Below are 25703 nucleotides of genomic sequence, written 5' to 3' on the forward strand. Positions count from 1 at the left end.
GGGCGCAGGCCCAGATGAATTCCCGCAATTGGACGGAGACCATGTCGCCAAAATTTCCTAACCGGGCCGTTCTGCAAGGGCTGATCGTCTATGCGGGTTTCGTGCTCATTTTCCTCTTCTTTGCCGCGATGCTTTGGGACCGTGGCTTCCTTTCCCCCCAGAACCTGACGAACATCGTCTTACAGACAGCTCCGGCAACGGTGCTCGCGATTGGACTGGTCTTTGTCTTGGCAGCGGGCGAGATCGACCTTTCGTTCGGTGCCGCGGTCGCACTTTCGGCGATCGTCGCCGCGATGGTCATGCGGGTCGCGCCCTGGCCTATTGGCGTCGCCGCAGGGCTGGCAACAGGCATGGCGGTGGGCTTTGTCAACGGGGCCATCGTCGCCTATGCCCGGCTTCCCTCCTTCCTTGTTACATTGGCCACGATGGGTGTCGTAGCGGGCATCGCGCGTGAATTGTCCAATTTGCAATCCATCCCGGTCACCGCCGATGCTTTCATCGGCATTTTTGGCGGCGGAAAACTGTTCGGCATCCCCTCGCTTGTGATCTGGACCATTCTAGCGCTGTTGATCGGACATCTAGTTTTTCGTGAAACGCGCTATGGGGCCCATGTATTGGCAACCGGCGACAATCCACGCGCGGCCCTTGTCTCGGGCATCCGCGTCGCTCGCCTGCGGTTGTCGGTGCTTATGGTATCCGGGGCCTGCGCCGGCTTGGCTGGTCTGCTTTATGCCGGACGTCTCCAGTCAGCCCGCTACACCTTGGGCGAAAGCGATCTGATGACTGTCATCGCCGCCGTCATCGTGGGCGGCACCGCCCTGAACGGCGGACGAGGCAGCGTTCCTGGCGCGCTCGTTGGAAGCCTGATGATGGGCATGCTGTCCAACGGGCTGATCCTGATGGGGCTATCTGTTTCTTGGCAGATGATCATCAAGGGCCTGATCGTTCTGGCCGCCGTCGCCGTTTCACTACGCGAACCGAACCGCTGAAAGGAAAACAGACATGTTCCTCGATGTCCTTCGCCGTCGAAATCCCGATTTCGTCCTCGCCGCGCAGATGCTGCACAGGACGGGCGAAATCCCCGCGAACTCTTACGTTCTTGATCTGGACGCGGTTGCAGAAAACGCACGCCTGATCCGTGCGGAAGCCGATAAGTTTGACCTCAAGGTCTTCGCGATGACCAAGCAGGTGAGCCGCAACTCGGGGTTTTGCCGCGCCGTGATGGCTGGCGGCATTGATCGCGCGGTTGCTGTCGATATGGCCTGCGCCATCGCTTGCCATAACGCCGGGTTGAAAATCGGGCACCTCGGCCATCTCGTGCAGGTACCGCGCGCAGAAGCCGCGATGGCAGCGCGACAACTAACGCCCGATTACTGGACCGTGTTTTCGCAGGCCAAGGCGGCAGAGGCGGCAGAGGCCGCACTGGCAGCCGGACGCGAACAACCACTGCTTGCCCGTGTGCAGACCGCCGGAGATACATTCTATCGCGGTCATGAAGGTGGGTTTCCCGCGGAGGATGCGGTCGCAGCCGCAGGCTGGATGTCCCAGCTGAGCGGCGCGCGTTTCGCTGGCATCACCACGTTTCCTGCGCAGCTCTATGACCACACCACAGGCAAGATTAGACATACACCAAACCTTGGCACCCTGAAGCGGACCGCTGATGCTCTGCAGCGCGCGGGCTTTGACAAGATCGAAATCAACGCACCCGGCACGACATCTCTTGTCACACTTGAGGCGCTTGCTGAAGCCGGAGCAACCCAGGTCGAACCCGGCAACGGGCTGCACGGCACGACACCTCTCCATGCCGTCGAGGATCTGCCCGAGATGCCAGCTGTTCTCTACCTCAGCGAGGTCAGCCACCTTCATGGCGGCCGCGCCTATTGCTTCGGCGGAGGTCTATATGTCGATCCGGTCTTTCCCGAATATGACATCAAGGCATTGGTCACCACATCCCCCAGCGTAGACACTACTGATTTGAGATGCGTCGAGATCCCGCCACCATCTGCGATTGACTATTACGGGATGATCGACGCCACAGGCGCCAACGCTCCCGCACCCGGTGACACGGTCGTTTTCGGCTTCCGCGGCCAGGCCTTCGTCACCCGCGCCCACTCGGTCGGCATCGAGGGCGTATCGAAGGGCAAGCCGCGCGTGGTGTCGATCGAAAACAGCTACGGGCAGGCAGAACCCTGGCCCAGAATCCGGAATGCGACAAGATGACCCCGGTTCTTCAACTCAGAAATATCCGCAAATCCTTTGGCGGAGTCACGGCGATCCAGGATTTCTCGCTCGACATGCTCGCAGGTGAAGTCGTGGCCCTTGTCGGCGACAACGGCGCCGGCAAATCAACTCTCATCAAGATGATCTCAGGTGTCTACACACCCAGTTCAGGCGAGATGCTTCTGGATGGAAAGCCAGCAAACTTTCCTGACGCTTCAGTTGCTCGGGAACGGGGGGTAGAGGTTGTCTATCAGGATCTGGCACTGGCCGATCAACAGACTGTCTACATGAACCTCTTTCTTGGTCGTGAACCCGTGAAGGGGCCGCTGCGGCTGCTTGATCGCAAGAGAATGATCGCCGAAACGGACGCGCTTGTTCGTGAACTGGATGTGCGCATCCCGTCCGCATCCGCTACGATTCGCGACCTTTCAGGGGGACAACGCCAGGGTGTCGCAATCGCACGCGCAACGCATTGGGCAAGAAAACTAATCCTGCTCGACGAACCCACTGCCGCGCTTGGCGTCGCTGAAACCGCCCGGGTCGAAGCAACAGTTGAATCGCTGAAAGCACGCAACCTCGCAATCTTCATCGTCTCCCATAGTCTCGATCAGGTCTTCCGCCTGTCGGACCGTATCTGTGTCCTGCGCCGCGGCGAGCAGATCGGGATCCGCGAGACAGACAAGACGGACAAGAATGAAATCGTCTCGATGATCACCGGCGTCTCAAAATGAAACAGGCTGGCGGTCGCACTCGCCAAAGACAGCGCGCCTAAGGATCGGGCGACCAAAGATCATTCCCTTGAGGCAAGTCTTGCAAATGTCGTGAACACGGAAGGCGTTGCGCTACCGCTGCGATCGCACCTATCAGCGCAACAGCATTCGATTGCTCATCAGAAAAACGTTAGTGTATCAGACTGTTCGCCCCGATCAGGATCGAAGCGCCCACAAACACCGTCAAGGCAATCGACAACATCCCGGCGCAGACACCCGCCAGCACGATGATCCCATCCCGTTCCAGCAGCCCGATGCTGGCAACAAACAGGGCAATTGCTGGAAACCAACCGCTGAGCGGCAGCGGCACGAACAGCGCCAGGGAAACCAGAAACAGCAGGCCTCCGGTCAGCTGTTCTCTTCGTGGCTGAAACACCGCCCGCAGGCGCGGTCGGGCAATCCGCTCCAGCCGCCGCGACACGGGGCGCAAGCGCAGCACGATACGGCGCATGCCTGTGCCGGAAAAACGGATCCGCGCGATACGTCGCGGCAGCCGGACGCTGGAAAATCCCAGTCCCATCTGCGCGCAGAAAAACAAGAGCGGCAAAGCGGTGACAAGGGTTGACCCTGGAGGCAAAGGAAGAAGATTGATCAGGCACGACAGCAAGATTGCCCATCCGAAGGACCTGTCGCCAAGCTGCTCCAGAAAGGTGCCAAGCGCGATATGATCGGAGTTTTGATGGTAGCGGATCACGCGCAGCAGAGTGAAGGAGAGAGAGCGCTTCCTGATCAAGCCTATAGCACCGGGACATCCAGAAACAGCTTTCACATTCGCCTCGCAACTCGGACCGTGCCTGCCTCCTGCTTAGCGCCTTGCTGTGTCTGCGGCAACCGGCTTCGCAGCTGAGACAGCCGCACCGACCCTGTTCCAGAGTTCCTCGGCAACAACCCCAATGGGCTGGTCCCTGCGCCGCATCTTGAATATCATTGTCCGTCGCAGCGGGAACCCGTCCAGGTTCAGGGACAGCAAAGCCCCGGAACGCCGCTCCTCCTCTGTCATGTGATCTGGCAGACCGCCCCAGCCAAGCCCGGCGAGGATCACCTTTTTCTTGGCCGCGAGATCGGACACCGTCCATTTCAGGCTCCCGGACAAGAGATCGCGGCTTTGGTCATGCGCCGCGCCGCCGGTGCCGGCGGCGACCACCTGCACATGGCTTTGCATTTCGGATGCCGACAAGGCGCGGGACCCGACGGGCAGGTTCAAGGCGGGGCTGGCCACCGGCCGGATCGTGACCTCGGCAACCGGCTCTGCCTCCACGTCGTCCAGCGGCACCCCGTCAAGCGACGCAAGCGCAATATCCGCCTTGCCCTCCATCAGCCGGGCAATCGGGCCGCCCATCATTTCCATGCGCAGCCGGAGGTGGGTCGCAGGGTGGCGCCGCCCGGTCTCCGCAAGCGCCGGCAGCAAAGGGTCCAGATCCATGGTGGCACTGACGGCAAGCGTCAGTTCCGGTTCTTCGCGGGCGCGCAGCCGGGCGGCGGTAGATCGAAGCCCCTGCATCTGCCGCAGCACCCGCGACGCCTCGCGGTAGAAGATTTCGCCCGCCGGGGTCAGAGACGGCCGGTAGGCTTCGCGGCTGAACAGCTCCAGCTCCAATTCCTCTTCCAGCAGGCGGATTGCATGGCTGATGGCCGACTGGGATTTATTCAGACGCTCCGCCGCGCCGCGGAAGGTGCCGGCTGCGACAATGGCCTCGAGGGCAAGGAGCTGGTCGTGTTTCATCGGCTTCCAACATGATCAGATTGCCTAATCGTTATGCTGCAAACACAATATTATCAATCAATCATATCTGAAGGTAGTCAGAGGGCATCACCACCACAGGAGACTGTCATGAAACTCTACTACAAAACCGGCGCCTGCCCGCTGGCCAGCCATATCGCCCTCTATGAAACCGGCCGCCCGTTTGACATCGAAGCGGTCGACACCGCGACGGGGCAGACCGAAAGCGGCGCGGATTATCGTGCGATCAACCCCAAAGGCTATGTTCCGGCCCTGGGTCTGGACGATGGCAGCGTCCTCACTGAAGGGGCGGCGGTTTTACAGTATATCGCGGACAGCCATCCGGAGGCAGGTCTGGCGCCGGCGGCGGGCACCTTGGGCCGGGCCCGGATGCAGGAACAGCTCAACTGGATCGGGACCGAGCTGCACAAGGCCTTTAGCCCGCTGTTCCGCGAGGGCACGTCCGAAGCCGGCAAGGACGACGCGCGCAGCGCGGTTGCGGGCAAGTTCGATTTCATAGAGGTCCAGCTGGCGGATGGCCGCGAATGGCTGGTTGAGGATCAGTTCTCAGTGGCGGACGCCTATCTGTTCGTAGTTTCGAACTGGGCCAATTTCACCGACATCGACCTCTCCCGCTGGCCCAATCTGGCTGCCTTTGTGGGCCGCAGCGCCAATCGCCCGTCGGCCCAGGCCGCGATGCGCGCCGAGGGGCTGATCCAATGACGCCCGCCGATCACAAACTGGTCGGCGCACTAATGGAGGCCTATTTTGAAGGCCTCTATCAGGCCGACAGCGCCCTGCTGCGCAAGGTTTTTCACCCGCAGCTGGCCTATGTCTGCGCCACCGAAGGCGATGAACTTTTTCTGGATCTTGAGACCTACATGACCCGCGTCGATAGCCGCGAGCCGCCGACCAAACGCGGTGAGGCGCGCGAGGAGGAGATTCTGGAGATCGCCTTTGCCAGCGACCGGCTGGCCCGTGTCAGCGCCCGGATGACCATGATGGGGCGGGATTTCCACGACCTGCTGACCCTTGTCCGCTACGGTGCCGAATGGCGTATCGTGGCCAAAGTGTTTTCCTATGTTCCGCGAAAGGACTGAACGATGCCTTATGTGAATATCATAGTCACCCGCGAGGGCGGCCCCGAAGGCACCGGCCCAAGCGCAGACCAGAAGGCGCAGCTGATCGCCGGGGTGACGGGGCTGCTGCAGGATATTCTGGGCAAGACCCCGGCAACCACATTTGTAGTGATCGACGAGGTTCCGCTGGAAGACTGGGGCGTCGGCGGCCTGCCGGTGCAACAGTACCGCAAGCAGGCGCAATAAAGACGCAGCGGACAGAGGCCTGAGGGCGACCTGTCCGCTGTCCCGGGCGCCGATGACTTTTGCGGTGGAGGGCGTACCGGCCAGCGCTGTCTCAATTGCCGCCAGGCGTTGCAGAACCGGGCTCATGGCCGGGCGTTGTTTGTATTGCGCGCCCTAACGCCTGACGATAGTAGAGCTGAGCCGCCGGGCACGCTGTCTCCTTCTGGTTGCTTTCATCTGTGAATTTTAATGTCACGACATGTCTATCTATATTTATGCATTCATCGACATAGTCACGGGAAGGCTGACCCGTTTTCCGACGCGACAACTCATTTACTGACGCAATTCCCCTTGAAGGAAAATTTCATGGCTAAAGGTTTGAACTCTGTCTCATCATTTCTCCAGATCGGAGATCAAAGAGTCGACGGCTTGTTTTTTGGGCAAAAATGGAGCGATGATACTATTCACTATGCCTACCCGTCTGAGCCCGGTGTCTATAATTATTCAGCTTCTTATAATGAGGCAGCTGCGTTTTCAGAGGTTTCCGATCTGCAGAAATCTGCGATCAAATTCGCTTTGGACTCTGATCTCGGCCCCGCCGCAGCAAGGGGCTTTTCTGTTGAAGGTATTACAAAGCTGAATATTGAGCATGACGCAACACCGGATACGACCAGCCCGGAGGCTATTCGGTACGGCAACACGTCCTCACCCGATGTTCTCAGTGCTCATGGATATTACCCGCAAAACAGTCCAGCCGCAGGGGACGTCTGGTTTGGAAACACGGTTTACCGATCCCCGGCAGCGGGCAACTACGCCTGGCATACTGTGCTGCATGAAACCGGACATGCTCTGGGACTGACGCATTCACATGAAAACATTAACGGATTCGGTGTTGTTCCATCTGAGTACGACCACATGGAATACACGATCATGAGCTATCTGAGCTACGAAAATAGCCCGCTAGGTGGATATAGAAATGAACCCTCGAGCTTTGCACAAACCTACATGATGCTGGATATCGCGGCCCTGCAGCATATGTATGGTGCCAATTACACCACCAACAGCAACGATACGGTCTACAAGTGGTCCCCCAATTCAGGCGACACTTTGGTCAATGGTGAAATTGCAATCGATGCGGTCGGCAACCGGATTTTCGCCACCATCTGGGATGGGGGCGGCGTCGACACCTATGATCTTTCAGCCTACGCCGAGAATCTAAACATTGATCTGAACCCCGGCGAATCCTCACGCTTCAGCGCTGAACAGACGGCCCATCTGGGATATGGATATAACGCTAGCGGCAATATCTACAATGCACTTCTCCATAATGGTGACAGGCGTTCGCTGATCGAAAATGCCATAGGTGGCACTGGCAACGACGTAATCGCAGGCAACGTCGGCTCCAATTTACTGCGTGGTGAGGGTGGCAACGACACCATCACAGGCGGTGCAGGTAATGATACCGTCTTTGGCAATACCGGAAATGACCATATCAGCGGTCAAGACGGTGATGACCGGATGCTGGGTGGCAAGGGCAACGACACAGTCTTTGGCGGCACTGGCAACGACGAGTTGCTGGGAAATCAGGACCACGACGTGCTGAATGGCAAAGAAGGTGCGGACACGCTTTACGGCGGTTCCGGCAATGACACTCTGAATGGAGGTACCGGCGCCGACAGTATGTCAGGAGGCACAGGCAACGATACCTACTGGGTGGACGATGCCGCAGACCAGGTGGCCGAAAATGCGGGCGCAGGTCAGGACCGGGTCAATAGCTCAGTAACTTTCGATCTGACTGCTCACAGCGCACATATCGAAGACCTGACCCTCACCGGAAGTGCCAACATCAATGGCACTGGCAATGAGGCGGACAACTCGATTTCCGGCAACACTGGCGCCAATATTCTGCGTGGTGAGGGCGGCAATGACGTCATGACAGGTGGTGACGGAAATGACACTGTCTATGGCAATACCGGAAATGACCATATCAGCGGTCAAGATGGTGATGACCGAGTGCTGGGTGGCAAGGGCAACGACACAGTCTTTGGTGGCACTGGCAACGACAAGTTGCTGGGAAATCAGGGCGACGACGTGCTGAATGGCAAGAGCGGCCGGGACACGCTTTACGGCGGTTCCGGCGACGATACTCTGACCGGCGGCAACGGTGCCGACACATTTGTATTCACGAAGGGAGAAGACGCCGACCGGATCACCGATTTTGGCCTCGGCAATGACACGCTTTTGCTGAGCGGGTTCGGTTTCTCTACTGAGCAGGATGCGCTTGGCTATGCAAATGACGTGTCAGGGAGCGTGATTTTCGACTTCGGTGATGGTGACAGCATAACCCTGTTGAATCTGCAGCTACAGGACCTGCATAGCAATATCGTCTTCACCTAGTAGGTTCACTGATCGACCGCAGGCGGGCTGCGCGGGCAACCGCATAGCCCGCCCTCTGCTTCCAGGCTTTCGGACTAGATGTCACAGCCAAGGAGGGCTCGACTGTGCTAAGGCGGCTGGCGTCCCGTCTGAGGACAGGCAATGTAGCTATAGCAGTATGGGAAACGTGCTGCTTCCGAGCAATCAAAGGAGGCGGATCTTCAATACAGTATTCACTCGGCACTCTGGCCGAGATCTACCGGCATAGTACAAATACGAATGTTCAGTGGATTGATCTTATTGGAGGAAGTGGTGAGCCGTGCAGGATTCGAACCTGCGACCCACTGATTAAAAGTCAGTTGCTCTACCAACTGAGCTAACGGCCCACTTCTTCTTCGGAACATCGTGTTGTTCCCTGGTCGCTCTTTAAGGACATAATCCAAAAGGATCAAGCACTTAATTTGCTTCGGAGCGGCGCGACCGTGTCAGTCATGCTGTCCCGATAGGCGGCGTATCTAGGGGTAAGGGCTGAGACGGTCAACCCCTTTTTTCAACTTTCTTGCCACAAGGCTGGATTCATCTTCGACGGAGGTCTATATGCGCGAAATGACCACAGGATCAGACACCCGCTTGCCCTTCATGAAGATGCACGGCCTCGGCAACGACTTCGTTGTTGTGGATGCCCGTGACATGTCGTGGCCCATCACACCGGCCATGGCCGCCGGAATCGCGCACAGGCAGATGGGCGTGGGATTCGACCAGCTCACCGTCATCACCCACGGCGAGGAAGACGCACATCTGACCTTCTACAACGCCGATGGATCCACCTCGGCCGCCTGCGGCAACGCCACCCGCTGCGTGGCCCGCTACCTGATGCAGCAGACCGGACGCGAGGCCCTGCGTCTGACCACCGATCGCGGCCTGCTTCATGCAAGAGATGCAGGAAACGGGCTGACCGCCGTCAACATGGGCCAGCCACAGCTGGACTGGCAGGATATCCCGCTGGCAGAGCAGATGGACACGCTGGAGCTGCCGATTGAGGGGGCGCCAACCGCCACCGGCATGGGCAATCCGCATTGCACCTTTTTTGTCGAAAACGCCGAGCTGATCCCTCTCGCCGAATTTGGCGCGCGCTACGAACATCATCCGCTTTACCCTGAACGCACCAATGTGCAGGTCGCCCATCTGGTCGGCACAGATCACATCCGCATGCGCGTCTGGGAACGCGGCGTCGGCATCACCCTGGCCTCGGGCTCCTCGTCCTGCGCCACCGCAGTGGCCGCAGCGCGACGCGGGCTGACCGGTCGCCATGTGCAGATAGATCTGGATGGCGGCACGCTCTGGATTGACTGGCGCGACGATGGCGTCTGGATGACCGGCCCGACCTGCCACGTGTTCGACGGCAGCTTCACCCGCGACTTTCTGGAAAGCCTCTCAACATGAGCGCGCCCAAATTCACCACGCTCGGCTGCCGCCTGAACGCCTATGAAACCGAAGCGATGAAAGAGCTCAGCCAGCAGGCAGGGCTCAGCAATGCCGTGGTGGTCAACACCTGTGCCGTCACCGCCGAGGCCGTGCGCAAGGCGCGGCAGGAGATCCGCCGCCTGCGCCGTGAAAACCCGGAGGCGCCGATCATCGTCACCGGTTGTGCCGCCCAGACCGAACCGGAGACCTTTGCCGCAATGGAAGAGGTCACCCGCGTCATCGGCAACACCGAAAAGATGCAGGCCAAAACCTGGCAGCAGATCGCCAAGGGACCGGACTTCATCGGCACCACGGAAAAGGTGCAGGTCGACGATATCATGTCGGTGACCGAGACCGCAGGCCATCTCATTGATGGTTTCGGCACCCGCAGCCGCGCCTATGTGCAGGTCCAGAACGGCTGTGACCACCGCTGCACCTTCTGCATCATCCCCTATGGTCGCGGCAATTCCCGCTCCGTCCCTGCCGGTGTGGTGGTCGATCAGATCAAGCGGCTGGTGGACCGGGGCTATCATGAGGTTGTCCTGACCGGCGTCGATCTCACCTCCTGGGGCGCCGACCTGCCCGCCACGCCCCGTCTGGGCGATCTGGTGATGCGGATCCTGAAACTGGTGCCGGACCTGCCGCGCCTGCGCATCTCCTCCATCGATTCGATCGAGGTGGACGAGAACCTGATGCAGGCCATCGCTACCGAATCCCGCCTGATGCCGCACCTGCACCTGTCGCTGCAACACGGCGATGATCTGATCCTGAAACGGATGGCCCGCCGCCACCTGCGCGATGACGCGATCAAATTCTGCGAAGACGCCCGCCGCCTGCGCCCGGAGATGACCTTTGGTGCCGATATCATTGCAGGCTTTCCGACCGAGTCGGACGCCCATTTCGAGAACTCGCTGAAACTGGTTACCGACTGCGATCTCACCTGGCTGCACGTCTTCCCCTATTCCAAGCGCGAGGGCACCCCGGCCGCCAAGATCCCCAATCAGGTGAATGGCACGGTGATCAAGGAGCGAGCCGCCCGTCTGCGCGCCGCCGGTGACGTGCAGGTACAGGCCCATCTCACCGCGCAGATCGGCCGCAGGCATCGCATCCTGATGGAAAACCCGCACATGGGCCGCACCGAGCAATTCACCGAGGTCAGCTTTGCAACCCCGCAGGTGGAGGGCGAGATCGTCACCACCACCACCACCGGCATCAGGGGAACCCAACTCACTGCCTGAGGCCGCGCGTCGACGCATTGGAGCCGCACACAGGCAGCACTCTGGGTGCCACTCCTACTGCGAAGACAGTCTTGCCCCTCCCGCATCGATGCCGGAGGATGGCAGGATCATGAGCCTCATCCTCTTCCTTCACGGCCCCTCCAGCAGCGGCAAATCCACGCTGGCAGCAGAACTGCGCCGCCAGTCACCCCGCCCCTTCCTGCACCTCTCCATTGATCACCTGCGCAGCAGCGGCGCCTGGCGCCAGGTCGATTATCCCGACTGGCAAACGGCCCGCCCCGCCTTCTTTGACGGGTTCCATCGCGCAGTTACAGGCTTTGCCGACGCCGGTAATGATCTGATCATCGAACATATCCTCGACACACCCGGCTGGCACAGCCAGTTGCAGGACCTGCTGGCGGGCCACCAAATGCTGTTCGTCGGATTGCGCCCCTCTCTCGGCGCGCTGCACCAGCGCGAGCAGCGCCGGGGTGACAGGCCGCCGGGCAGCGCCGTGCAGGATGCCGCTCATGTCCATGCCGAGATGCGGTATGATCTGGAGTGCGACGGCACCCGCGACACCGAACAGCTTGCGCGCGACATCCTCACCCGCATCAACCAGCCGCTACCCGCCTCCGGGTTTTTCCGCTAGCCGCACATCAGGACGCACCGCCCGCTGTCATCTTTCCCGAAATACTCCGGGGTGAATGCCCGCAGGGCAGAGGGGCAGCGCCCCCAATACGAAAAACCCCCGCAGGGTCACACCATGCGGGGGTTCGTAATTGCTCAGGAAAACCGGCTTAGCTGGTTTTCTTGCCTTTGTGCGGCGCCCACAGACGCTTGTTGGTGAGATACAGCAGCACCGACAGCAGCGTCAGGAACAGCACGCCGACAAAACCGGCCTGCTTGCGCGCCATCATTTTCGGCTCTGCCGTCCACATCAGGAAGGCCGCGACGTCCTGCGACATGGCTTCCACATCGTTGGCGTGGCCATCGACGAACTCAACCTGCTCATCCGACAGCGGCGGCGCCATGGAGATCCAGCCACCAGGGAAGGCAGTGTTGCCATAGAAGGTGGTGCCTGCTTCTTCCTTGGTCTCACCGGTGTAACCCGCCAGCAGCGACGCAATATATTCCGCACCGCCCATGCCTTTGAACAGCTGGTTCAGACCCAGACCGTAGGGGCCGTGGAAACCCGCACGTGCCTTGGCCATCATGCTGAGGTCAGGCGCGCCTGCGTTGTTGTTTTCCGGGAAGTTATCGGTCGGCTTGGCCGGACGATCTTCATCCTCCACCGGATCGTAAACCGAGAAGTTCTCGGCCGCATAGGCGCGGACCTGCTCTTCTGGCAGGTTCGGGCCACCTTCATCGGCCAGGGTGCGCAACGGCACCAGCTTCAGCCCGTGACAGGCTGCGCAGACTTCGGTGTAGATCTGCAGACCGCGCTGCAGCTGGTTGGTGTCGTAGGTGCCAAACGGGCCTTCGAACGAGAAGTCATAGTCCTCGACATGGCCCGAGCCTCCCGCCGCAAAGGATGCGGCAGGCGCCAGGGACAGTGCGAAGGCGGCACCAATGGCTAGTTTTTTCAACATGGTTGCTGTCCTTCTCAATTACTCGGCCGGCGTGGCGTCAGCGCCAGACTTCTTGCCGTAATGGGCATCAAAATCCGCTTCGATGGTCTCGGGAATCGCCAGCGGCTTCTCGATGACGCCCAGCAGCGGCAGGATCACCAGGAAGTAGGCGAACCAATAGGCCGAAGCGATCAGGGAGAACGACGCATAGGGTTCTTCCGCAGGCATCGCACCCAGCCACATCAGGGCAAAGAAGTCGATGACCAGCAGCAGGAACCACCACTTGAACTGCGGGCGGTACCGGCCCGAGCGCACGCGGCTGGTGTCCAGCCAGGGCGCCAGCGCCATGACGGCAATCGCACCAAACATCGCCAGCACGCCAAAGAACTTGGCGTCGATGATGCCACCGGTCACAAAGGAGGCAATCTGCACAACCCAGACTTCCGAGGTGAAGGCCCGCAGGATCGCGTAGAACGGCAGGAAGTACCATTCGGGAACGATGTGTGCAGGGGTCACCAGCGGGTTGGCTTCGATGTAGTTATCGGGGTGGCCGAGGTAGTTCGGCATGAAGCCGACGATCGCCCAGAACACAACCAGCACAACCGCCAGACCTACGAAATCCTTGATCACGAAATAGGGCCAGAACGGCAGCGTGTCTTTCTTGGCTTCTTCCTTGGAGCCCCGACGCACTTCAACACCGGTCGGGTTGTTGTTGCCGGTGGTGTGGAAGGCCCAGATGTGCACGATGACCAGCGCCGCGATCACGAAAGGCAGCAGATAGTGCAGCGAGAAGAAGCGGTTCAGCGTGGCGTTGTCCACGGCAGGCCCGCCCAGCAGCCATGTCTGCAGCGCTTCACCAACAAAGGGAATGGCGCCGAACAGGCCGGTGATCACGGTCGCTCCCCAGAAGGACATCTGACCCCAGGGCAGTACATAGCCCATGAAGGCGGTGCCCATCATCATCAGGTAGATCAGCATGCCGATGATCCATGTGATCTCGCGCGGTGCCTTGTAGGACCCGTAGTAGAGCCCCCGGAAAATGTGGATGTAGACCGCGACAAAGAACAGCGATGCACCGTTCATATGCAGATAGCGGATCATATGGCCGCCGTTCACGTTGCGCATGATGTGCTCAACGGAGGCAAACGCCAGATCGACATGTGGTGTGTAATGCATCACCAGGATGATACCGGTGACGATTTGCAGGACCAGGCAGAATGCCAGGACGATACCCCAGATCCACAACCAGTTCAGGTTCTTGGGCGTGGGGATCATAATGGTGTCATAGATCAGGCCAACGATGGGCAGGCGGCTGTGCAGCCACTTCTCGCCACCGGTTTTCGGCTCATAATGATCGTGCGGAATGCCGGACATGAATGTCTCCCTTATCCCAGTTGGATCGTAGTTTCATCAAGGAACACGGCCGTCGGAACCGGCAGGTTCTCGGGCGCGGGACCTTTGCGGATACGACCGGCAGTGTCGTAGTGCGACCCGTGGCAGGGGCAGAACCAGCCATTGAACTCGCCAGCGCCATCACCCAGCGGCACACAGCCGAGGTGGGTACAGACACCCATCATGACCAGCCATTCGCCAGCTTCGTCCATGGTGCGGTTTTCGTCGGTGGCCGGCACATCGCCTGCGTTGACGTTCCGGGCAACCGGATCGGGCAGGTCGGCCAGATCAACAGCACGTGCCGCTTCGATCTCTTCCTGGGTGCGGCGGCGGATGAACACCGGCTTGCCAAGGAACATAACCGAGATCTGGGTCCCGACTTCCACACCTGCCACGTCAACGATAATCGAGGACAGAGCCTGAACGTCAGCCGAGGGGTTCATCTGGTTGACCAGGGGCCAAATAGCGGCGCCCGCAGTCACTGCCCCGGCGCCGGCAGTGGCGTAGTAGAGGAAATCTCTCCGGGTTCCTTCGTTGTCTTCTGCGTGGGACACGAGGTTTTCTCCAATTCCAGCGCCCGTTTAGGGCAAACATGCGCATACACCGCGCAATGAACGCAGTGACTCATCGCGGGTATCTAGCGGGGAGAAGGGCTTTCGTCCAGCGGTCATAGGCGCGCAGATGGACGCACACGCAAGTAATTATGCGCAACTGTTGCAAACAGCCTCACATATTTGCGCGGGCACGCCGTATTTCAAGGGGAGCGCCCGCGCCAGATCTCAGCTTTCCGGTGGTCGCGTCGCCTGCATCGACGGACGCGAATCGAATTCGGCGAACCAATCCGCCAGCGCCTCGTTCCCCTTGCGCCAGCCCATGTCCGGGTGCCGGAAATCCACATAGGACAATGCACAGGCCACAGCGATCTGCCCGATCCGCAGCGATCCTTTCAGATGCGCCATCCAGCGCGCGTTCAGCGCCGCGCAGCCGCCCAGCACCTTGCCGCTCTGCCCTTCGATCCACTCTGGCCATTGCTTGTCTGCGGGGCGCAGGCGCTTTTCATACGACAGCAGCACTGCCGCCTCCATGATGCCATCCGCCGTGGCCTCCAGCACCCGCGTGTCCCAGCCGCCCTCATAAAGCGCCCCACCCGCACGCTCTGCCAGATAGGCGCAGATCACCCGGCTGTCATACAGCGTCGCGCCCTCCGCGCGTTCCAGCGCCGGGATCTTGGCCAGCGGGTTGGCGGCCTTCAGGTCGCTCGCCGGGGCAATCGGCGTGGTGGCCACCGGGATCAGCTCGACATCCGCCAGCTGATCCGTTTCATGCAGCACCACCATGACCTTACGCACATAGGGGGAGGTGGGCGCGTGATAGAGTTTCATTGCGGAAATCCTTCTGAACGGGGTTTGGAGACAGATCCACGACGATGATACCATGTCTTACATGGGGCGCGGCTGCGCACACTCTAGCCTGGCCTCACGGCAGGACCACCCCCTTCGGCATCTTCGGTCACGCTTCCTCTTGCCTTTGCCATATCGAGCGGCCATGTTCGCGCTGTTCTCAGGGCGGGGCGAAATTCCCCACCGGCGGTAAGCGGGCATGTCCCCGTAAGCCCGCGAGCGGTCATTTTGAGTGCCGTCACAGCTTGAACCGACAACCGGTTCCCACTTTTCGGGCTGTGAACGCGCTGGAAATGATGTCCAGCAGATCTGGTGTAACTCCAGAGCCGACGGTCATAGTCCGGATGAAAGAGAACGTGTGACAGGGCCACGGGGGACGTGTGCCCTCATCACTCGTGATCGCCTTGGGTGACGTGTCAAACCTATAGGAGATACCACAATGACACACACCCGCTTTGCCTTCATCAAGGCACATTGGCATTCCGACATCGTTGATCGCGCATTGGAGGGCTTTCAGCAGCTGATCCCGGCGGAGCAGATCGACGTGTTTGATGTGCCCGGCGCCTTTGAAATGCCGCTGCTGGCCAAGGATCTCGCCAAGACCGGAAAATACGACGCCATCGCCTGCGCCGCCTTTGTGGTGGATGGCGGCATCTACCGCCATGACTTCGTGGCACAGGCTGTGGTGGATGGCCTGATGCAGGCAGGCATGGAGACTGGCGTGCCCGTCCTGTCCGTCTCGCTGACACCGCACCACTATCAGGAAACCGATCACCACAACGCCATCTACCGCGCCCATTTTGTCGACAAGGGACGCGAGGCCGCCAATGCTGCGCTGATGATCGTCAGAACCCGGCAGGAGGCGCTTGGCGCCTAAACGGGGCACGACGCAGCGCGGGTCGGGCCGCTACAGGCCCGGCCAAGCGATCACCCCAGATAGGCCTTCAGCGCCGGCGGCGGATTGTCCAGTAGCTCCGCCGTCGCCATCGGCGGATGCGCCACGCCATCCGCCACCAGTATCACCTGATCCGCAATCCGCCGCGCATCCGCCGGGTCATGGCTGACCATCAGAACCGTTGCCCCGGTCTCCTGAGCCAGCTCCGCCACCAGATCCAGCATCTCGGCCTTCAGCGCGGGCCCCAGCGCCGCAAACGGCTCGTCCAGCAGCAGCAGATCGCGGCCCTGCACCAGCACCCGTCCCAGCGCCACCCGGCTTTGCTGACCACCGGACAGGGCGGCGGGCTTGCGCTCTTCCATTCCGGCCAGTCCGACCCGGGCAATCGCTGCGCGCACCCTGTCCTGCTCTTCGCGGCTCAGCCGCAGGTTCGGGCGAATGCCCAGCGCGACATTCTGCGCCACGCTCAGATGGGGAAACAGATTGCCGTCCTGAAACAACATCGCAATCGGCCGTGCACCCGGTCTCACATCCGTCAAAGCGCGCCCCTGCCACGATAGCCCCCCTGAGATGATCGGCACAAAACCGGCAATCGCCTCGATCAGCGTTGTCTTGCCCGCGCCGGAGGGACCGATCACCGCCACCCGCTCACCCGCCGCAACCGACAGGTCCGCACGCACGATAAAGCCGCCGTTATCCATTTTGCAGTGATCAAGTTTCAGCATGACGCCGACCTCCCCGGTCGCATATGTAAAACGCCCCCATCGACAGGCTTAGCAGCAACAGCGCCCCGCCCGAGGCTGCCTCCATCCGGTAAGCTCCCATCAGACGATAGACCTGCAAGGGCAGCGTTGCGGTTTCAGAATCGGCAAACAGCGCAATGACTCCGAGATCGCCCATCGACAGCGCAGCCGCCAGTCCCGCGGCAAAGCCAAGCTGAGGACGCAGCCGTGGCAACAGCACCCGGCGCAGGAACGCCCCGCCGCGCATGTCCAAAGAGAGCGACAAACGGCCATAGCGCGCCAGGATCTCGCGCACTCTGGGGATCAGAATGCGCAGCGCAAACGGCAGCGCCATCAGCGCATTGACCAATGCCGTGACCGGCAGCGCCAGCGCAAAGGGATCGGCAACCGGGTAGATCAGAATAAACAGCCCGGTGCCGATCACCAGCGGTGACACCGCCAGACCAAGCAGCCCGGCAACCTCCACCACCGCCCCCCGGCCCAGCGCCACGGCAATTGCCATCGGCAGGGCGATCAGCAGCAGAACCAGCGTACTCAGCCCGGCAATCAACGCCGACGTCGCCGCCGCCATCCAGACCGACTCCCCCATCGACAGAAGCCCCGGCAGCCCCGCGATGACGATGGCGCTCAGCGGCAACACCAGGAACAGCGCCGCCCCCGACAGATAGATCGCATCCAGCCCCCGCGCCCAGCGCCCCTCGCCATCCCAGCGCCGCACGGGCCGGTCCAGCCCGGCTCCGAATCCTTCGCCGCTGGCAACGCGCAGCGCCACCAGCGCCGCCGCCCCGGTCAGCAGCAGCTGAACACCCGACAGCATCGCCGCCCGCCCCAGATCGAAGTCGAAGCGGAACGCCTGATAAATCGCCAGTTCGATGGTGGTGGCACGTGGTCCGCCTCCCAGCGTCAGCGCCACCGCAAAGCTGGAAAGGCAGATCGCAAAGACCACCGCCAGCGCACCGGGCACCACCTGCCGCAGCATCGGTGCCTCCAGCAGCCGCCACATTGCCAATGGTCCGGCATTGAGCTGCGCCGCAAGGCGAAAGCGCTCCGCCGGGATTTCCTGCCAGCCTTGCAGGATCAGCCGTGTCGCCAGCGGCAGATTGAAAAACACATGAGCCAGCACAACGCCGTGCAAACCATAGATCTGCAGCGGTCCAAGCCCGAAAACCCCCAGCAGATCGCTCAACCAGCCCGACCGGCCAAACACCGCCAGAATGCCAAGGATCGCAACAATCACCGGCAGGATGAACGGCGCCCCCATCAGGGCGATCAGCAGCCGCCGCCCGCGAAACCGTCGCCGCGCCAGCGCGCGCGCCACCGGCACCGCCAGCGTCACGCTCACAACCGCCGACAGAACCGCCTGCCAGATGGTAAAGCGGATCGCGGCCCAATCGGCGACCCCAAGACCGCGCCCGACCTCGGCCCGCAGGATAACAGCGGCCAAGGCCCCAAGGATGAACGTCGCGACCAGGGCCGCGACGCCCAGACCCCAGCGGGATCTCAGCGGCTGAGCGCGGTCAGCCATTCTTCCAGCGCCGCATCACGCAGCGCCGCCGCTTCCTCTGCACCCAGCAACAGCGATTTCTCCGGCTCAACGAGGGTCTCAAACCCCTGCGGCAGGCCAGCTGTCGGCGTCACCGCCGGATACATCCAGTTGGTGGTCGGAATGATTGACTGGAACGCATCGCTGACCATGAAGGCCAGGAACTGATCCGCCAGTTCCGGCTGGTCGCTGGCCGCCAGCTTGCCGGCAACCTCAACTTGCATGTAGTGACCTTCATCGAAGACCGCCGCCGCCTTGCTGGCGTCATCCTCGGCGATCAGGTGATAGGCCGGCGAGGTGGTATAGGAGAGCACCATATCCGCCTCGCCCTCCAGGAACAGCCCATAGGCCTCCGACCAGCCCTTGGTCACGGTCAGCACATTGTCGGCCAGCCCCTCCCAGACCTCGGGGGCCTTGTCGCCATAGGCAGCCTTCACCCACATCAAGAGGCCAAGGCCGGGGGTGGAGGAACGCGGATCCTGAATCACGATCTTCAGATCGCTCTCAGCCAGCTCGGTAAAACTCTTCGGTGCCGTGGCATCCGCATTATGCACAAAGGCAAAATACCCCCAGTCATAGGGCGCAAAGGTGGCGTCTTCCCACTCGAACGGCAGTGCATAATCGGCGCTGATGCTGTGCTCGGCAAAAAGACCGGTCGCCTTCGCCGCTGCGGTCAGATTGGTGTCGAGCCCCAGCACCACATCCGCATCGGACCGCGCCCCTTCCAGCTTCACCCGTGCGAGCAGCGCCGCGCCGTCACCTGCGCCGACCAGTTTCAGGTCACAGCCGCAGGTCGCCTCAAAGGCTTTCTCCACCGCCGGCCCGGGCCCCCAGTCAGAGACAAAGCTGTCGTAGGTGTAGACAATAAGTTCAGGCGTTTCGGCATAGGCTGCCGTTGCGCCCAGCAGTCCCGCTGCAAGTACAAGATGTTTCATGGCATCCTCCAATGCGGCCTCCAATGCGACGTGGGGCAAGGGTGGAGCCAATCCATACCTTCCCTCCGCCGGTTCTAGCCGGTTCAGGTTCTACGGGTGTGATCTCAGCGTCGATGACGCACCCCGAGGTGGCGCGCACCCTAGGGGCCGGACCGCTGAAAGACAAGCGATAGCGGGCTCGCACCCCTCACTAGAATGACAGCAAGGCTGACCAATTGTTTCGCACGCGAAACATTGGGGGAGTCTGGCTGTCCTTTCTGCAAGGTTAACCCACCCCATCTTCTGGCCGGAAATATCCCGGGGGAGCCGCCCTATGGGCGGCGGGGGCAGCGCCCCCGCCCCACGCTGCGAAACAGGAAACCCCTTGAGGGTGCCGCCCACCCCCGCTAAGCACTTTCGCAAAGGAGACCGCGCCCATGTCGATCAACAGCTTTGGCCATCTGTTCCGCGTCACCACCTGGGGCGAAAGCCACGGACCCGCTCTGGGTGCGACGGTTGACGGCTGCCCCCCCAATGTCCCGGTCGACGCCGGGATGCTGCAGCAGTGGCTCGACAAACGCCGCCCCGGTCAGAACAAGAACATGACCCAGCGCAACGAACCCGATGCGGTGAAAATCCTCTCCGGTGTGTTCGAGGGCAAATCGACAGGCACACCGATCCAGCTGATGATCGAAAACACCGATCAGCGCTCCAAGGACTATGGCGATATCGCCCAGACCTTCCGCCCGGGCCACGCCGACATCACCTATTTTCAGAAATACGGCAACCGCGACTATCGCGGCGGTGGCCGATCTTCAGCCCGCGAAACGGCAGCCCGCGTGGCCGCTGGCGGTGTTGCTCGGGAGGCGATCAAATCGCTGGTGCCAGGGCTGGAGATCAAAGGCTACATGACCCGCATGGGCGAGATGGAGATCGACCGCAGCCGGTTCGACTGGGACGCCATCGACCAGAATGACTTCTGGATCCCAGATGCCGCCGCAGTGCAGGACTGGGAAGACTACCTTCAGGGGCTGCGCAAGGAACACGATTCCGTTGGCGCGGTGATTGAGGTTGTCGCCCGTGGCGTACCCGCAGGCATTGGCGCGCCGATCTATGGCAAGCTGGACACCGATCTGGCCGCCGCAATGATGTCGATCAACGCTGTCAAAGCCGTCGAGATCGGCGAAGGCATGAACGCCGCGCGTCTGAAGGGCTCGGAAAACGCCGATGAGATCTTCCTCGGCAATGATGGTCAGCCGATCTATTCGTCGAACCATTCCGGCGGCATTCTGGGCGGGATTTCCACCGGGCAGGATGTTGTCGTCCGGTTTGCGGTGAAACCCACGTCATCAATCCTGACGCCGCGCCAGTCGATCCGCAAGGATGGCAGCGCCGCCGAGGTCATCACCAAGGGCCGTCACGATCCCTGCGTCGGCATCCGTGCGGTGCCGGTGGCGGAGGCGATGATGGCCTGTGTGATCCTCGATCACCTGCTGCTGCATCGCGGTCAGGTGGGGGAAAACCAGGGCCACATCGGCGGCTGATCCTGTCTCCGTCTCGCCGCCAAGATCAGACGCGAGACGGGGGTGACGGCCAAATCAGGTGAAAAGCCCGGCAAAGCGCTCGCGCAGCGCTTTCTTCTGTACCTTGCCCATCGTGTTGCGCGGCAGCTCCTGCATCAGCGCGACATGTTTGGGCTGTTTGAACTTTGCCAGCTGCCCGGACAAAGCCGCCTGAATGGCCGCAGCATCGGTGCCTTCCTCTGTCGGGACCACCACCGCCACCACGGCCTCGCCGAAATCGGGATGCGGCACGCCGATCACCGCACTTTCCAATACCCCCGGCAGATCGTCGATCAGGGTCTCAACCTCCTTTGGGTAGACGTTGAAGCCACCGGAGATCACCAGATCCTTTTCCCGGCCGACGATGGTGACATAGCCGCTGTCGTCAATCTTCGCGAGATCGCCGGTGATGAACCAGCCATCCGGGCGCAGTTCCTCGGCGGTTTTCTCCGGCATCTGCCAGTAACCCTGGAACACATTCGGACCGCGCACATCCAGCACGCCGATTTCGCCCTGCGGCAGCTCCTTTCCCTCCAGCATCACCCGCGCCTCCACCCCCGGCAGCGGTTGGCCGACAGTGCCTGCGATGCGTGCGCCATCATAGGGGTTTGAGGTGCTCATATTGGTTTCCGTCATCCCATAGCGTTCCAGAATGCGATGACCTGTGCGCGCCTCCCACTGTTCGTGGGTCTCCACCAGGAGCGGCGCCGAGCCGGAAATGAACAGGCGCATATTGGCCGCCAGATCCGGGGTCAGCTGCGCCTGCGCCAACAGCCGCGTATAGAAGGTCGGCACCCCCATCAGCGCGGTCGATGTCGGCAGAGCTGCAAGAATGGCCTCGGCATCGAACCGGGGCAGAAACACCACCTGCGCCCCCGCCAGAAGCGCCACATTGGTCGCCACGAACAGCCCGTGCGTGTGGAATATCGGCAGCGCATGAATCAGCACATCCTCAGCGGTGAAGCGCCAGTGATCCCGCAGGGTCAGTGAATTGGAATAGAGGTTTTCATGACTGAGCATCGCCCCCTTTGACCGGCCCGTGGTGCCGGATGTGTAGAGGATCGCCGCCAGATCCGATGGGGTCCGCGCCACCGGATCGAACCCGGCCTGCCCCGCTGCCAGCTCCATAAGGCTGCCCTGCCCCTCGCCATCCAGCGTCAGCACGGCTGCCTCTCCCGCGACCGCGCACAAACTCTCTCGCCGCGCCGGATCGCAGACAAAGACGCGCGGCGTTGCATCACCGATGAAATAGGCCACCTCCGCATCGGTATAGGCAGGGTTAAGCGGCAGAAACACCGCCCCGGCCATCACCGCACCCAGATACAGCTCAATCGCGGCAAGGGATTTCTCCACCTGCGCCGCGACACGATCCCCCGGCTGGACTCCACGTGAAACAAGCGCCGCCGCCATACGCTCAGCCCCGGCGAAGAGATCCCCATAGCGCAGCGGATCGGCACCGGGACGGGTGGCGAATACGGCATCCTCGCGACCAAGAGAGGCGGCGCGCAGATGATGGATCAGGGGGTTTGCGTCATACATTCAGGGGCTCCTTGCGGCGGTGCGGTTGGGTTTCATGACCCTGCGCGACCTTGGACAAAGCCGGGTGGTAAAATCAACCCGTTGCACTTTTTGATCCGCAGGCGCAGGGTCTGCGCATGGTGACATCCTTAACATCGCATCAACCGGGCCGTGCCATTGCGCTGAAACTGGCGGCCATTGCCCTGTTCACCGGGCTGTCGGCGATCATCAAGGCGACATCGGATGTGGTGCCCGCGGGTGAGGCGGTGTTCTTCCGATCGTTTTTTGCCATTCCGGTGATCCTGATCTGGCTGACCCTGCGCGGCCAGCTGCCGCGTGGTTTGAAAACATCGCGGCCCGGAGGGCATTTCCTGCGTGGCATCCTGGGAACGACGGCGATGGGGATGACCTTCATGGGGCTGGGGATGCTGCCACTGCCCGAAGTCACCGCGATTGGTTATGCAACGCCGATCTTCACGCTGATTCTGGCCGCACTTCTGCTTGGGGAGCGGATCCGGCTGATCCGGATCAGCGCGGTGATCATCGGTCTGATCGGTGTTCTGGTGATGCTCTGGCCGCGACTGGGGGGCGGAGATCTGGGCGATACCGCGACCCTGGGGGCCATCCTGATCCTGATCGCGACGGTGGCGCGCGGGCTGGTACAGATCCATATTCGCCGTATGGTGATGACGGAACATACGGCCGCCATCGTGTTCTACTTCTCGCTGACCGCCTCGATCCTGTCGCTATGCACGCTGCCCTTTGGCTGGGTCTGGCCTGACCCCGTTACGCTGGCGCTGCTGATCGGCGCCGGGCTGGTTGGCGGGGTGGCACAGATTCTGGTCACCTCCTCGTATCGGTTTGCCCCGGCGTCGATGCTGGCGCCCTACGATTATTCCTCGATGCTGTTTGCCATTCTGCTGGGCTATATCTGGTTCAATGAGCTGCCGACGCTGGTGATGCTGATCGGTGCCGGGCTGGTGATCGCGGGCAATGTGCTGGTGATTTGGCGCGAGAGCCGTCTGGGCTTGGAACGCGGCAAGGCGCGGTCGGTTACCGATCCCAAGGGTTGAGGCTGGCGGCTAGTCCGCCTCCAGACGGGCGCGCAACCCGTTGATGCGGTCCCGCAGGTCCAGCAGATCCTGCAGGTCGCCCCCCAGTTCCTTCAGGATACAGGAGGTGATCTCGCCTGCGTTATCCGCCAGATCCCGCCCCCGCGCTGTAAGCTGCACCAGACGGCTGCGATCATCCTCGGGGTTGGCCACACGTGCCAGCAGCCCCGCAGCCTCCATCCGCTTCAACAGTGGTGTCAGCGTATTGGTTTCCAGGTCCAGCTGCTGGCCCAACGCGCCGACGGTCTGTCCATCGGTGTGATAAAGCGAGATCAACACCAGATACTGAGGATAGGTCAGCCCCAGCGGCGCCAGCAACGGGCGATAGAGCCGGGTCAGCGCGTGGTTTGCCGAATAAATCGCAAAGCACAGGAGATCCGGCGTATCTGGTATGGGGGATGTTGGCGTATCGGTCATGGGTGCAATTTAAATCGTGCACGATCCTTCTTCAAGGACTTGACCTTTGCGCCGGAGGATCCATTTATATCGCACACGATGTAATTTACTTCGACAGTGACACAGGAAAGGATCCCATCATGAGTGTTTCTCCCGTCTACACAGCCGCAGCAACCGCAACCGGTGGCCGCGATGGCAAAGCCAGCATCCACGACAGCGACCTCAGCTTTGATCTGGATCCGCCCAAGGAAATGGGTGGCGGCGGCAAGGGCAGCAACCCCGAGCAGCTGTTCGCTGCCGGCTATGCGGCCTGCTACATCGGCGCGATGAAATTCGCGACCACTCAGGACGACAGCCTCGCCAAGGTACCGAATGACGTGTCGGTCCACGCCGAGGTCGGCATTGGCCCGCGCGACGAAGGCGGCTTTGGTCTCACCGTTGCACTGAAGGTGGCTCTGCCCGGCCTCTCCCCCGAGGAGGCAAAGGCGGTGACCGAGGCAGGCCACAAGATCTGCCCCTACTCCAACGCGGTGCGCGGCAATGTGACCGTCACCACCGAGCTGGTCTGATCCCGGCACCACGCCCACGGCCCCCAAAAGGGGGCTGATACGGAAAAAGCGCGGGGTTTTCCCCGCGCTTTTGCATTGTAACAGCGATCTGGCGTTCCGCGCGCGGGGTCAGCTGCGCACCAGTTCCTCATAGGCTTTGGCGATCTCACGTGTCATCTCGCCCACCTCGAAGCTGTGCGGACCGATCTGGCCAACCGGGGTGACTTCGGCGGCGGTGCCGGTCAGCCAGCACTGTTCGAACCCGTCCAGTTCCTCCGGCATGATGTGGCGCTCATGCACGGTGATACCGCGATCCTTCAGCATACCGATTACGGTCTGTCGGGTGATGCCGTTCAGGAAACAGTCAGGTTTCGGCGTATGCACTTCGCCATCCTTCACGAAGAAGATATTGGCGCCGGTCGCCTCCGCCACATAGCCACGGTAATCCATGAACAACGCATCCGAGCAGCCCTTGGCCTCGGCCTTGTGCTTGGAGATGGTGCAGATCATGTAGAGACCTGCCGCCTTGGCGTGGACCGGGATGGTTTCCGGGCTTGGTCGTTTCCATTCCGCGATATCCAGTTTGGCGCCCTGCATCTTGGCATCGCCATAATAGGCGCCCCAGCCCCAGACCGCGATGGCCATGCGCACCGGGTTCTTCGCCGAAGCGACACCCATGTCTTCGCCCGAGCCGCGCCAGACAACGGCCCGCACATAGGCATCCTGCAATCCGCTGGCTTTCAGGGTTTCCTGCTTCGCGGCTTCGATCTGATCCACGGTATAGGGCATCGGCATATCCAGCGCTTCTGCGCTGGCGACCAGACGCTCCGAATGCTCGCGGCTCTTGAAGATCTTGCCATTATAGGCGCGCTCACCCTCGAAGACGGAGGAGGCATAATGCATCGCGTGGCTGAGGATATGGACCTTGGCATCGCGCCAGTCGACCATTTCCCCGTCCATCCAGATCAAACCGTCCCGATCATCATAACCCGCCATGGCGCACCTCCTAATGCCTCGCCCAATTTCCAGAAGTTGCGC

26 protein-coding genes, 1 tRNA gene and 2 riboswitches are annotated in these 25703 nt (G+C 61.3%); of the genes, 14 read left to right on the forward strand and 13 right to left on the reverse strand.

Annotated features, from left to right (window positions below):
- Positions 1-41 precede the first annotated feature (41 nt).
- Genes VWY75_RS19215 through VWY75_RS19225 form a run of 3 tightly spaced genes read left to right on the forward strand, consistent with a single transcriptional unit; the run spans position 42 to position 2951 of the window.
- A complete protein-coding gene (locus VWY75_RS19215; RefSeq protein ID WP_340546990.1) occupies positions 42-989 on the forward strand; it encodes an ABC transporter permease in 948 nt (315 codons plus the stop codon).
- 13 nt (positions 990-1002) lie between these two features.
- Positions 1003-2220, forward strand: coding sequence for an alanine racemase (locus VWY75_RS19220; RefSeq protein ID WP_416537699.1), 1218 nt, complete (start codon positions 1003-1005; stop codon positions 2218-2220).
- Entirely contained in the window at positions 2217-2951 is a 735-nt protein-coding gene (locus tag VWY75_RS19225; RefSeq protein WP_340546992.1) for an ATP-binding cassette domain-containing protein, read from the forward strand. The genes VWY75_RS19220 and VWY75_RS19225 overlap by 4 nt, the downstream gene beginning before the upstream one ends.
- A 169-nt stretch (positions 2952-3120) precedes the next feature.
- On the opposite strand, the gene VWY75_RS19230 is transcribed toward VWY75_RS19225, so the two are convergent.
- Positions 3121-3723, reverse strand: coding sequence for an exopolysaccharide biosynthesis protein (locus tag VWY75_RS19230; protein WP_416541461.1), 603 nt, complete (start codon positions 3721-3723; stop codon positions 3121-3123).
- A gap of 72 nt (positions 3724-3795) precedes the next feature.
- Positions 3796-4713 carry a LysR family transcriptional regulator gene (locus tag VWY75_RS19235; RefSeq protein ID WP_416537700.1) on the reverse strand — a complete coding sequence of 306 codons (918 nt, stop codon included), beginning with the start codon at positions 4711-4713 and terminating at the stop codon, positions 3796-3798.
- 108 nt (positions 4714-4821) lie between these two features.
- Here VWY75_RS19235 and gstA point away from each other — a divergent pair, with 108 nt between their 5' ends.
- From gstA to VWY75_RS19255, 4 genes are all read left to right on the forward strand, one after another.
- On the forward strand, positions 4822-5433 hold the full coding sequence (gstA, locus tag VWY75_RS19240; protein ID WP_416537701.1) for a glutathione transferase GstA: 612 nt from the start codon (positions 4822-4824) through the stop codon (positions 5431-5433).
- A complete protein-coding gene (locus VWY75_RS19245) occupies positions 5430-5810 on the forward strand; it encodes a nuclear transport factor 2 family protein (protein ID WP_416537702.1) in 381 nt (126 codons plus the stop codon). The genes gstA and VWY75_RS19245 overlap by 4 nt, the downstream gene beginning before the upstream one ends.
- Before the next feature lie 3 nt (positions 5811-5813).
- Positions 5814-6035 carry a tautomerase family protein gene (locus VWY75_RS19250; RefSeq protein ID WP_416537703.1) on the forward strand — a complete coding sequence of 74 codons (222 nt, stop codon included), beginning with the start codon at positions 5814-5816 and terminating at the stop codon, positions 6033-6035.
- Between the two features lie 345 nt (positions 6036-6380).
- Positions 6381-8411, forward strand: a complete 2031-nt coding sequence (locus tag VWY75_RS19255; RefSeq protein WP_416537704.1) for a M10 family metallopeptidase — start codon at positions 6381-6383, stop codon at positions 8409-8411.
- A 289-nt stretch (positions 8412-8700) separates the two neighbouring features.
- Here VWY75_RS19255 and VWY75_RS19260 read toward each other — a convergent pair.
- Positions 8701-8776: transfer RNA gene (locus tag VWY75_RS19260), tRNA-Lys, on the reverse strand.
- Positions 8777-8987: 211 nt separating this feature from the next.
- On the opposite strand from VWY75_RS19260, the gene dapF reads away from it, so the two are divergent.
- The 3 genes from dapF to VWY75_RS19275 all read left to right on the forward strand — a co-directional run bounded on the left by dapF (position 8988) and on the right by VWY75_RS19275 (position 11723).
- On the forward strand, positions 8988-9833 hold the full coding sequence (dapF, locus tag VWY75_RS19265; RefSeq protein WP_416534418.1) for a diaminopimelate epimerase: 846 nt from the start codon (positions 8988-8990) through the stop codon (positions 9831-9833).
- Entirely contained in the window at positions 9830-11092 is a 1263-nt protein-coding gene (mtaB, locus tag VWY75_RS19270) for a tRNA (N(6)-L-threonylcarbamoyladenosine(37)-C(2))-methylthiotransferase MtaB (RefSeq protein ID WP_416537705.1), read from the forward strand. The genes dapF and mtaB overlap by 4 nt, the downstream gene beginning before the upstream one ends.
- Positions 11093-11201: 109 nt before the next feature.
- The gene (locus tag VWY75_RS19275) at positions 11202-11723 is read left to right on the forward strand and encodes a chloramphenicol phosphotransferase CPT family protein (protein ID WP_416537706.1); all 522 of its coding nucleotides are present in this window, start codon (positions 11202-11204) and stop codon (positions 11721-11723) included.
- A gap of 148 nt (positions 11724-11871) precedes the next feature.
- Here VWY75_RS19275 and VWY75_RS19280 read toward each other — a convergent pair whose 3' ends face one another.
- The 4 genes from VWY75_RS19280 to VWY75_RS19295 all read right to left on the reverse strand — a co-directional run bounded on the left by VWY75_RS19280 (position 11872) and on the right by VWY75_RS19295 (position 15416).
- Positions 11872-12663 (reverse strand): cytochrome c1, encoded by a 792-nt coding sequence (locus tag VWY75_RS19280; protein ID WP_340547001.1) that lies wholly within the window; start codon positions 12661-12663, stop codon positions 11872-11874.
- Positions 12664-12681: 18 nt separating this feature from the next.
- Positions 12682-14016, reverse strand: a complete 1335-nt coding sequence (gene petB, locus VWY75_RS19285) for a cytochrome b (RefSeq protein ID WP_340547002.1) — start codon at positions 14014-14016, stop codon at positions 12682-12684.
- Positions 14017-14027: 11 nt separating this feature from the next.
- The gene (gene petA, locus VWY75_RS19290; protein WP_340547003.1) at positions 14028-14588 is read right to left on the reverse strand and encodes a ubiquinol-cytochrome c reductase iron-sulfur subunit; all 561 of its coding nucleotides are present in this window, start codon (positions 14586-14588) and stop codon (positions 14028-14030) included.
- 225 nt (positions 14589-14813) lie between these two features.
- Positions 14814-15416, reverse strand: coding sequence for a glutathione S-transferase (locus tag VWY75_RS19295; RefSeq protein ID WP_416537707.1), 603 nt, complete (start codon positions 15414-15416; stop codon positions 14814-14816).
- Between the two features lie 170 nt (positions 15417-15586).
- Positions 15587-15794, forward strand: a riboswitch (FMN riboswitch).
- A gap of 79 nt (positions 15795-15873) precedes the next feature.
- Here VWY75_RS19295 and VWY75_RS19300 point away from each other — a divergent pair.
- Entirely contained in the window at positions 15874-16311 is a 438-nt protein-coding gene (locus VWY75_RS19300) for a 6,7-dimethyl-8-ribityllumazine synthase (RefSeq protein WP_340547005.1), read from the forward strand.
- Between the two features lie 50 nt (positions 16312-16361).
- Here VWY75_RS19300 and VWY75_RS19305 read toward each other — a convergent pair whose 3' ends face one another.
- From VWY75_RS19305 to thiB, 3 genes are read right to left on the reverse strand one after another with little or no spacing between them, the layout of a single operon-like run.
- Positions 16362-17054, reverse strand: a complete 693-nt coding sequence (locus tag VWY75_RS19305) for an ATP-binding cassette domain-containing protein (protein ID WP_416534413.1) — start codon at positions 17052-17054, stop codon at positions 16362-16364.
- Positions 17041-18597 carry a thiamine/thiamine pyrophosphate ABC transporter permease ThiP gene (locus tag VWY75_RS19310; RefSeq protein WP_416537708.1) on the reverse strand — a complete coding sequence of 519 codons (1557 nt, stop codon included), beginning with the start codon at positions 18595-18597 and terminating at the stop codon, positions 17041-17043. The genes VWY75_RS19305 and VWY75_RS19310 overlap by 14 nt, the downstream gene beginning before the upstream one ends.
- Positions 18573-19550, reverse strand: a complete 978-nt coding sequence (gene thiB / locus VWY75_RS19315) for a thiamine ABC transporter substrate binding subunit (RefSeq protein WP_416537709.1) — start codon at positions 19548-19550, stop codon at positions 18573-18575. Before thiB ends, VWY75_RS19310 begins: the two co-directional genes overlap by 25 nt.
- A gap of 43 nt (positions 19551-19593) precedes the next feature.
- A riboswitch (TPP riboswitch) is annotated at positions 19594-19686 on the reverse strand.
- Between the two features lie 280 nt (positions 19687-19966).
- On the opposite strand from thiB, the gene aroC reads away from it, so the two are divergent.
- Positions 19967-21073: a chorismate synthase gene (aroC, locus tag VWY75_RS19320; protein WP_340547009.1), complete on the forward strand. Its 1107-nt coding sequence runs from the start codon at positions 19967-19969 to the stop codon at positions 21071-21073.
- A gap of 54 nt (positions 21074-21127) precedes the next feature.
- Here aroC and VWY75_RS19325 read toward each other — a convergent pair whose 3' ends face one another.
- Positions 21128-22630 carry a malonate--CoA ligase gene (locus VWY75_RS19325; protein ID WP_416537818.1) on the reverse strand — a complete coding sequence of 501 codons (1503 nt, stop codon included), beginning with the start codon at positions 22628-22630 and terminating at the stop codon, positions 21128-21130.
- A 116-nt stretch (positions 22631-22746) separates the two neighbouring features.
- Here VWY75_RS19325 and VWY75_RS19330 point away from each other — a divergent pair, with 116 nt between their 5' ends.
- Positions 22747-23682: a DMT family transporter gene (locus tag VWY75_RS19330; protein ID WP_340547011.1), complete on the forward strand. Its 936-nt coding sequence runs from the start codon at positions 22747-22749 to the stop codon at positions 23680-23682.
- A 9-nt stretch (positions 23683-23691) separates the two neighbouring features.
- Here VWY75_RS19330 and VWY75_RS19335 read toward each other — a convergent pair whose 3' ends face one another.
- Positions 23692-24138: a MarR family winged helix-turn-helix transcriptional regulator gene (locus VWY75_RS19335; protein WP_416537817.1), complete on the reverse strand. Its 447-nt coding sequence runs from the start codon at positions 24136-24138 to the stop codon at positions 23692-23694.
- Between the two features lie 119 nt (positions 24139-24257).
- Between VWY75_RS19335 and VWY75_RS19340 the strand changes: the two genes are divergently transcribed.
- A complete protein-coding gene (locus VWY75_RS19340) occupies positions 24258-24686 on the forward strand; it encodes an organic hydroperoxide resistance protein (protein ID WP_340547013.1) in 429 nt (142 codons plus the stop codon).
- A 108-nt stretch (positions 24687-24794) separates the two neighbouring features.
- On the opposite strand, the gene VWY75_RS19345 is transcribed toward VWY75_RS19340, so the two are convergent.
- On the reverse strand, positions 24795-25661 hold the full coding sequence (locus VWY75_RS19345) for a branched-chain amino acid aminotransferase (RefSeq protein ID WP_260102748.1): 867 nt from the start codon (positions 25659-25661) through the stop codon (positions 24795-24797).
- Positions 25662-25703 lie beyond the last annotated feature (42 nt).

Origin of the sequence: Phaeobacter sp. JH20_08 (assembly GCF_048056635.1) — a bacterium.
GTDB lineage: Bacteria > Pseudomonadota > Alphaproteobacteria > Rhodobacterales > Rhodobacteraceae > Phaeobacter > Phaeobacter bryozoorum.

Bases quoted from the DNA above. Each gene is read 5' to 3' on its own strand.
- VWY75_RS19215 (WP_340546990.1), top strand. From the start codon at position 42: ATGTCGCCAAAATTTCCTAACCGGGCCGTTCTGCAAGGGCTGATCGTC.
- VWY75_RS19220 (WP_416537699.1), top strand. From the start codon at position 1,003: ATGTTCCTCGATGTCCTTCGCCGTCGAAATCCCGATTTCGTCCTCGCC.
- VWY75_RS19225 (WP_340546992.1), top strand. From the start codon at position 2,217: ATGACCCCGGTTCTTCAACTCAGAAATATCCGCAAATCCTTTGGCGGA.
- VWY75_RS19235 (WP_416537700.1), bottom strand. From the start codon at position 4,713: ATGAAACACGACCAGCTCCTTGCCCTCGAGGCCATTGTCGCAGCCGGC.
- gstA (WP_416537701.1), top strand. From the start codon at position 4,822: ATGAAACTCTACTACAAAACCGGCGCCTGCCCGCTGGCCAGCCATATC.
- VWY75_RS19245 (WP_416537702.1), top strand. From the start codon at position 5,430: ATGACGCCCGCCGATCACAAACTGGTCGGCGCACTAATGGAGGCCTAT.
- VWY75_RS19250 (WP_416537703.1), top strand. From the start codon at position 5,814: ATGCCTTATGTGAATATCATAGTCACCCGCGAGGGCGGCCCCGAAGGC.
- VWY75_RS19255 (WP_416537704.1), top strand. From the start codon at position 6,381: ATGGCTAAAGGTTTGAACTCTGTCTCATCATTTCTCCAGATCGGAGAT.
- dapF (WP_416534418.1), top strand. From the start codon at position 8,988: ATGCGCGAAATGACCACAGGATCAGACACCCGCTTGCCCTTCATGAAG.
- mtaB (WP_416537705.1), top strand. From the start codon at position 9,830: ATGAGCGCGCCCAAATTCACCACGCTCGGCTGCCGCCTGAACGCCTAT.
- VWY75_RS19275 (WP_416537706.1), top strand. From the start codon at position 11,202: ATGAGCCTCATCCTCTTCCTTCACGGCCCCTCCAGCAGCGGCAAATCC.
- VWY75_RS19280 (WP_340547001.1), bottom strand. From the start codon at position 12,663: ATGTTGAAAAAACTAGCCATTGGTGCCGCCTTCGCACTGTCCCTGGCG.
- petB (WP_340547002.1), bottom strand. From the start codon at position 14,016: ATGTCCGGCATTCCGCACGATCATTATGAGCCGAAAACCGGTGGCGAG.
- VWY75_RS19295 (WP_416537707.1), bottom strand. From the start codon at position 15,416: ATGAAACTCTATCACGCGCCCACCTCCCCCTATGTGCGTAAGGTCATG.
- VWY75_RS19300 (WP_340547005.1), top strand. From the start codon at position 15,874: ATGACACACACCCGCTTTGCCTTCATCAAGGCACATTGGCATTCCGAC.
- VWY75_RS19305 (WP_416534413.1), bottom strand. From the start codon at position 17,054: ATGCTGAAACTTGATCACTGCAAAATGGATAACGGCGGCTTTATCGTG.
- VWY75_RS19310 (WP_416537708.1), bottom strand. From the start codon at position 18,597: ATGGCTGACCGCGCTCAGCCGCTGAGATCCCGCTGGGGTCTGGGCGTC.
- thiB (WP_416537709.1), bottom strand. From the start codon at position 19,550: ATGAAACATCTTGTACTTGCAGCGGGACTGCTGGGCGCAACGGCAGCC.
- aroC (WP_340547009.1), top strand. From the start codon at position 19,967: ATGTCGATCAACAGCTTTGGCCATCTGTTCCGCGTCACCACCTGGGGC.
- VWY75_RS19325 (WP_416537818.1), bottom strand. From the start codon at position 22,630: ATGTATGACGCAAACCCCCTGATCCATCATCTGCGCGCCGCCTCTCTT.
- VWY75_RS19330 (WP_340547011.1), top strand. From the start codon at position 22,747: ATGGTGACATCCTTAACATCGCATCAACCGGGCCGTGCCATTGCGCTG.
- VWY75_RS19335 (WP_416537817.1), bottom strand. From the start codon at position 24,138: ATGACCGATACGCCAACATCCCCCATACCAGATACGCCGGATCTCCTG.
- VWY75_RS19340 (WP_340547013.1), top strand. From the start codon at position 24,258: ATGAGTGTTTCTCCCGTCTACACAGCCGCAGCAACCGCAACCGGTGGC.
- VWY75_RS19345 (WP_260102748.1), bottom strand. From the start codon at position 25,661: ATGGCGGGTTATGATGATCGGGACGGTTTGATCTGGATGGACGGGGAA.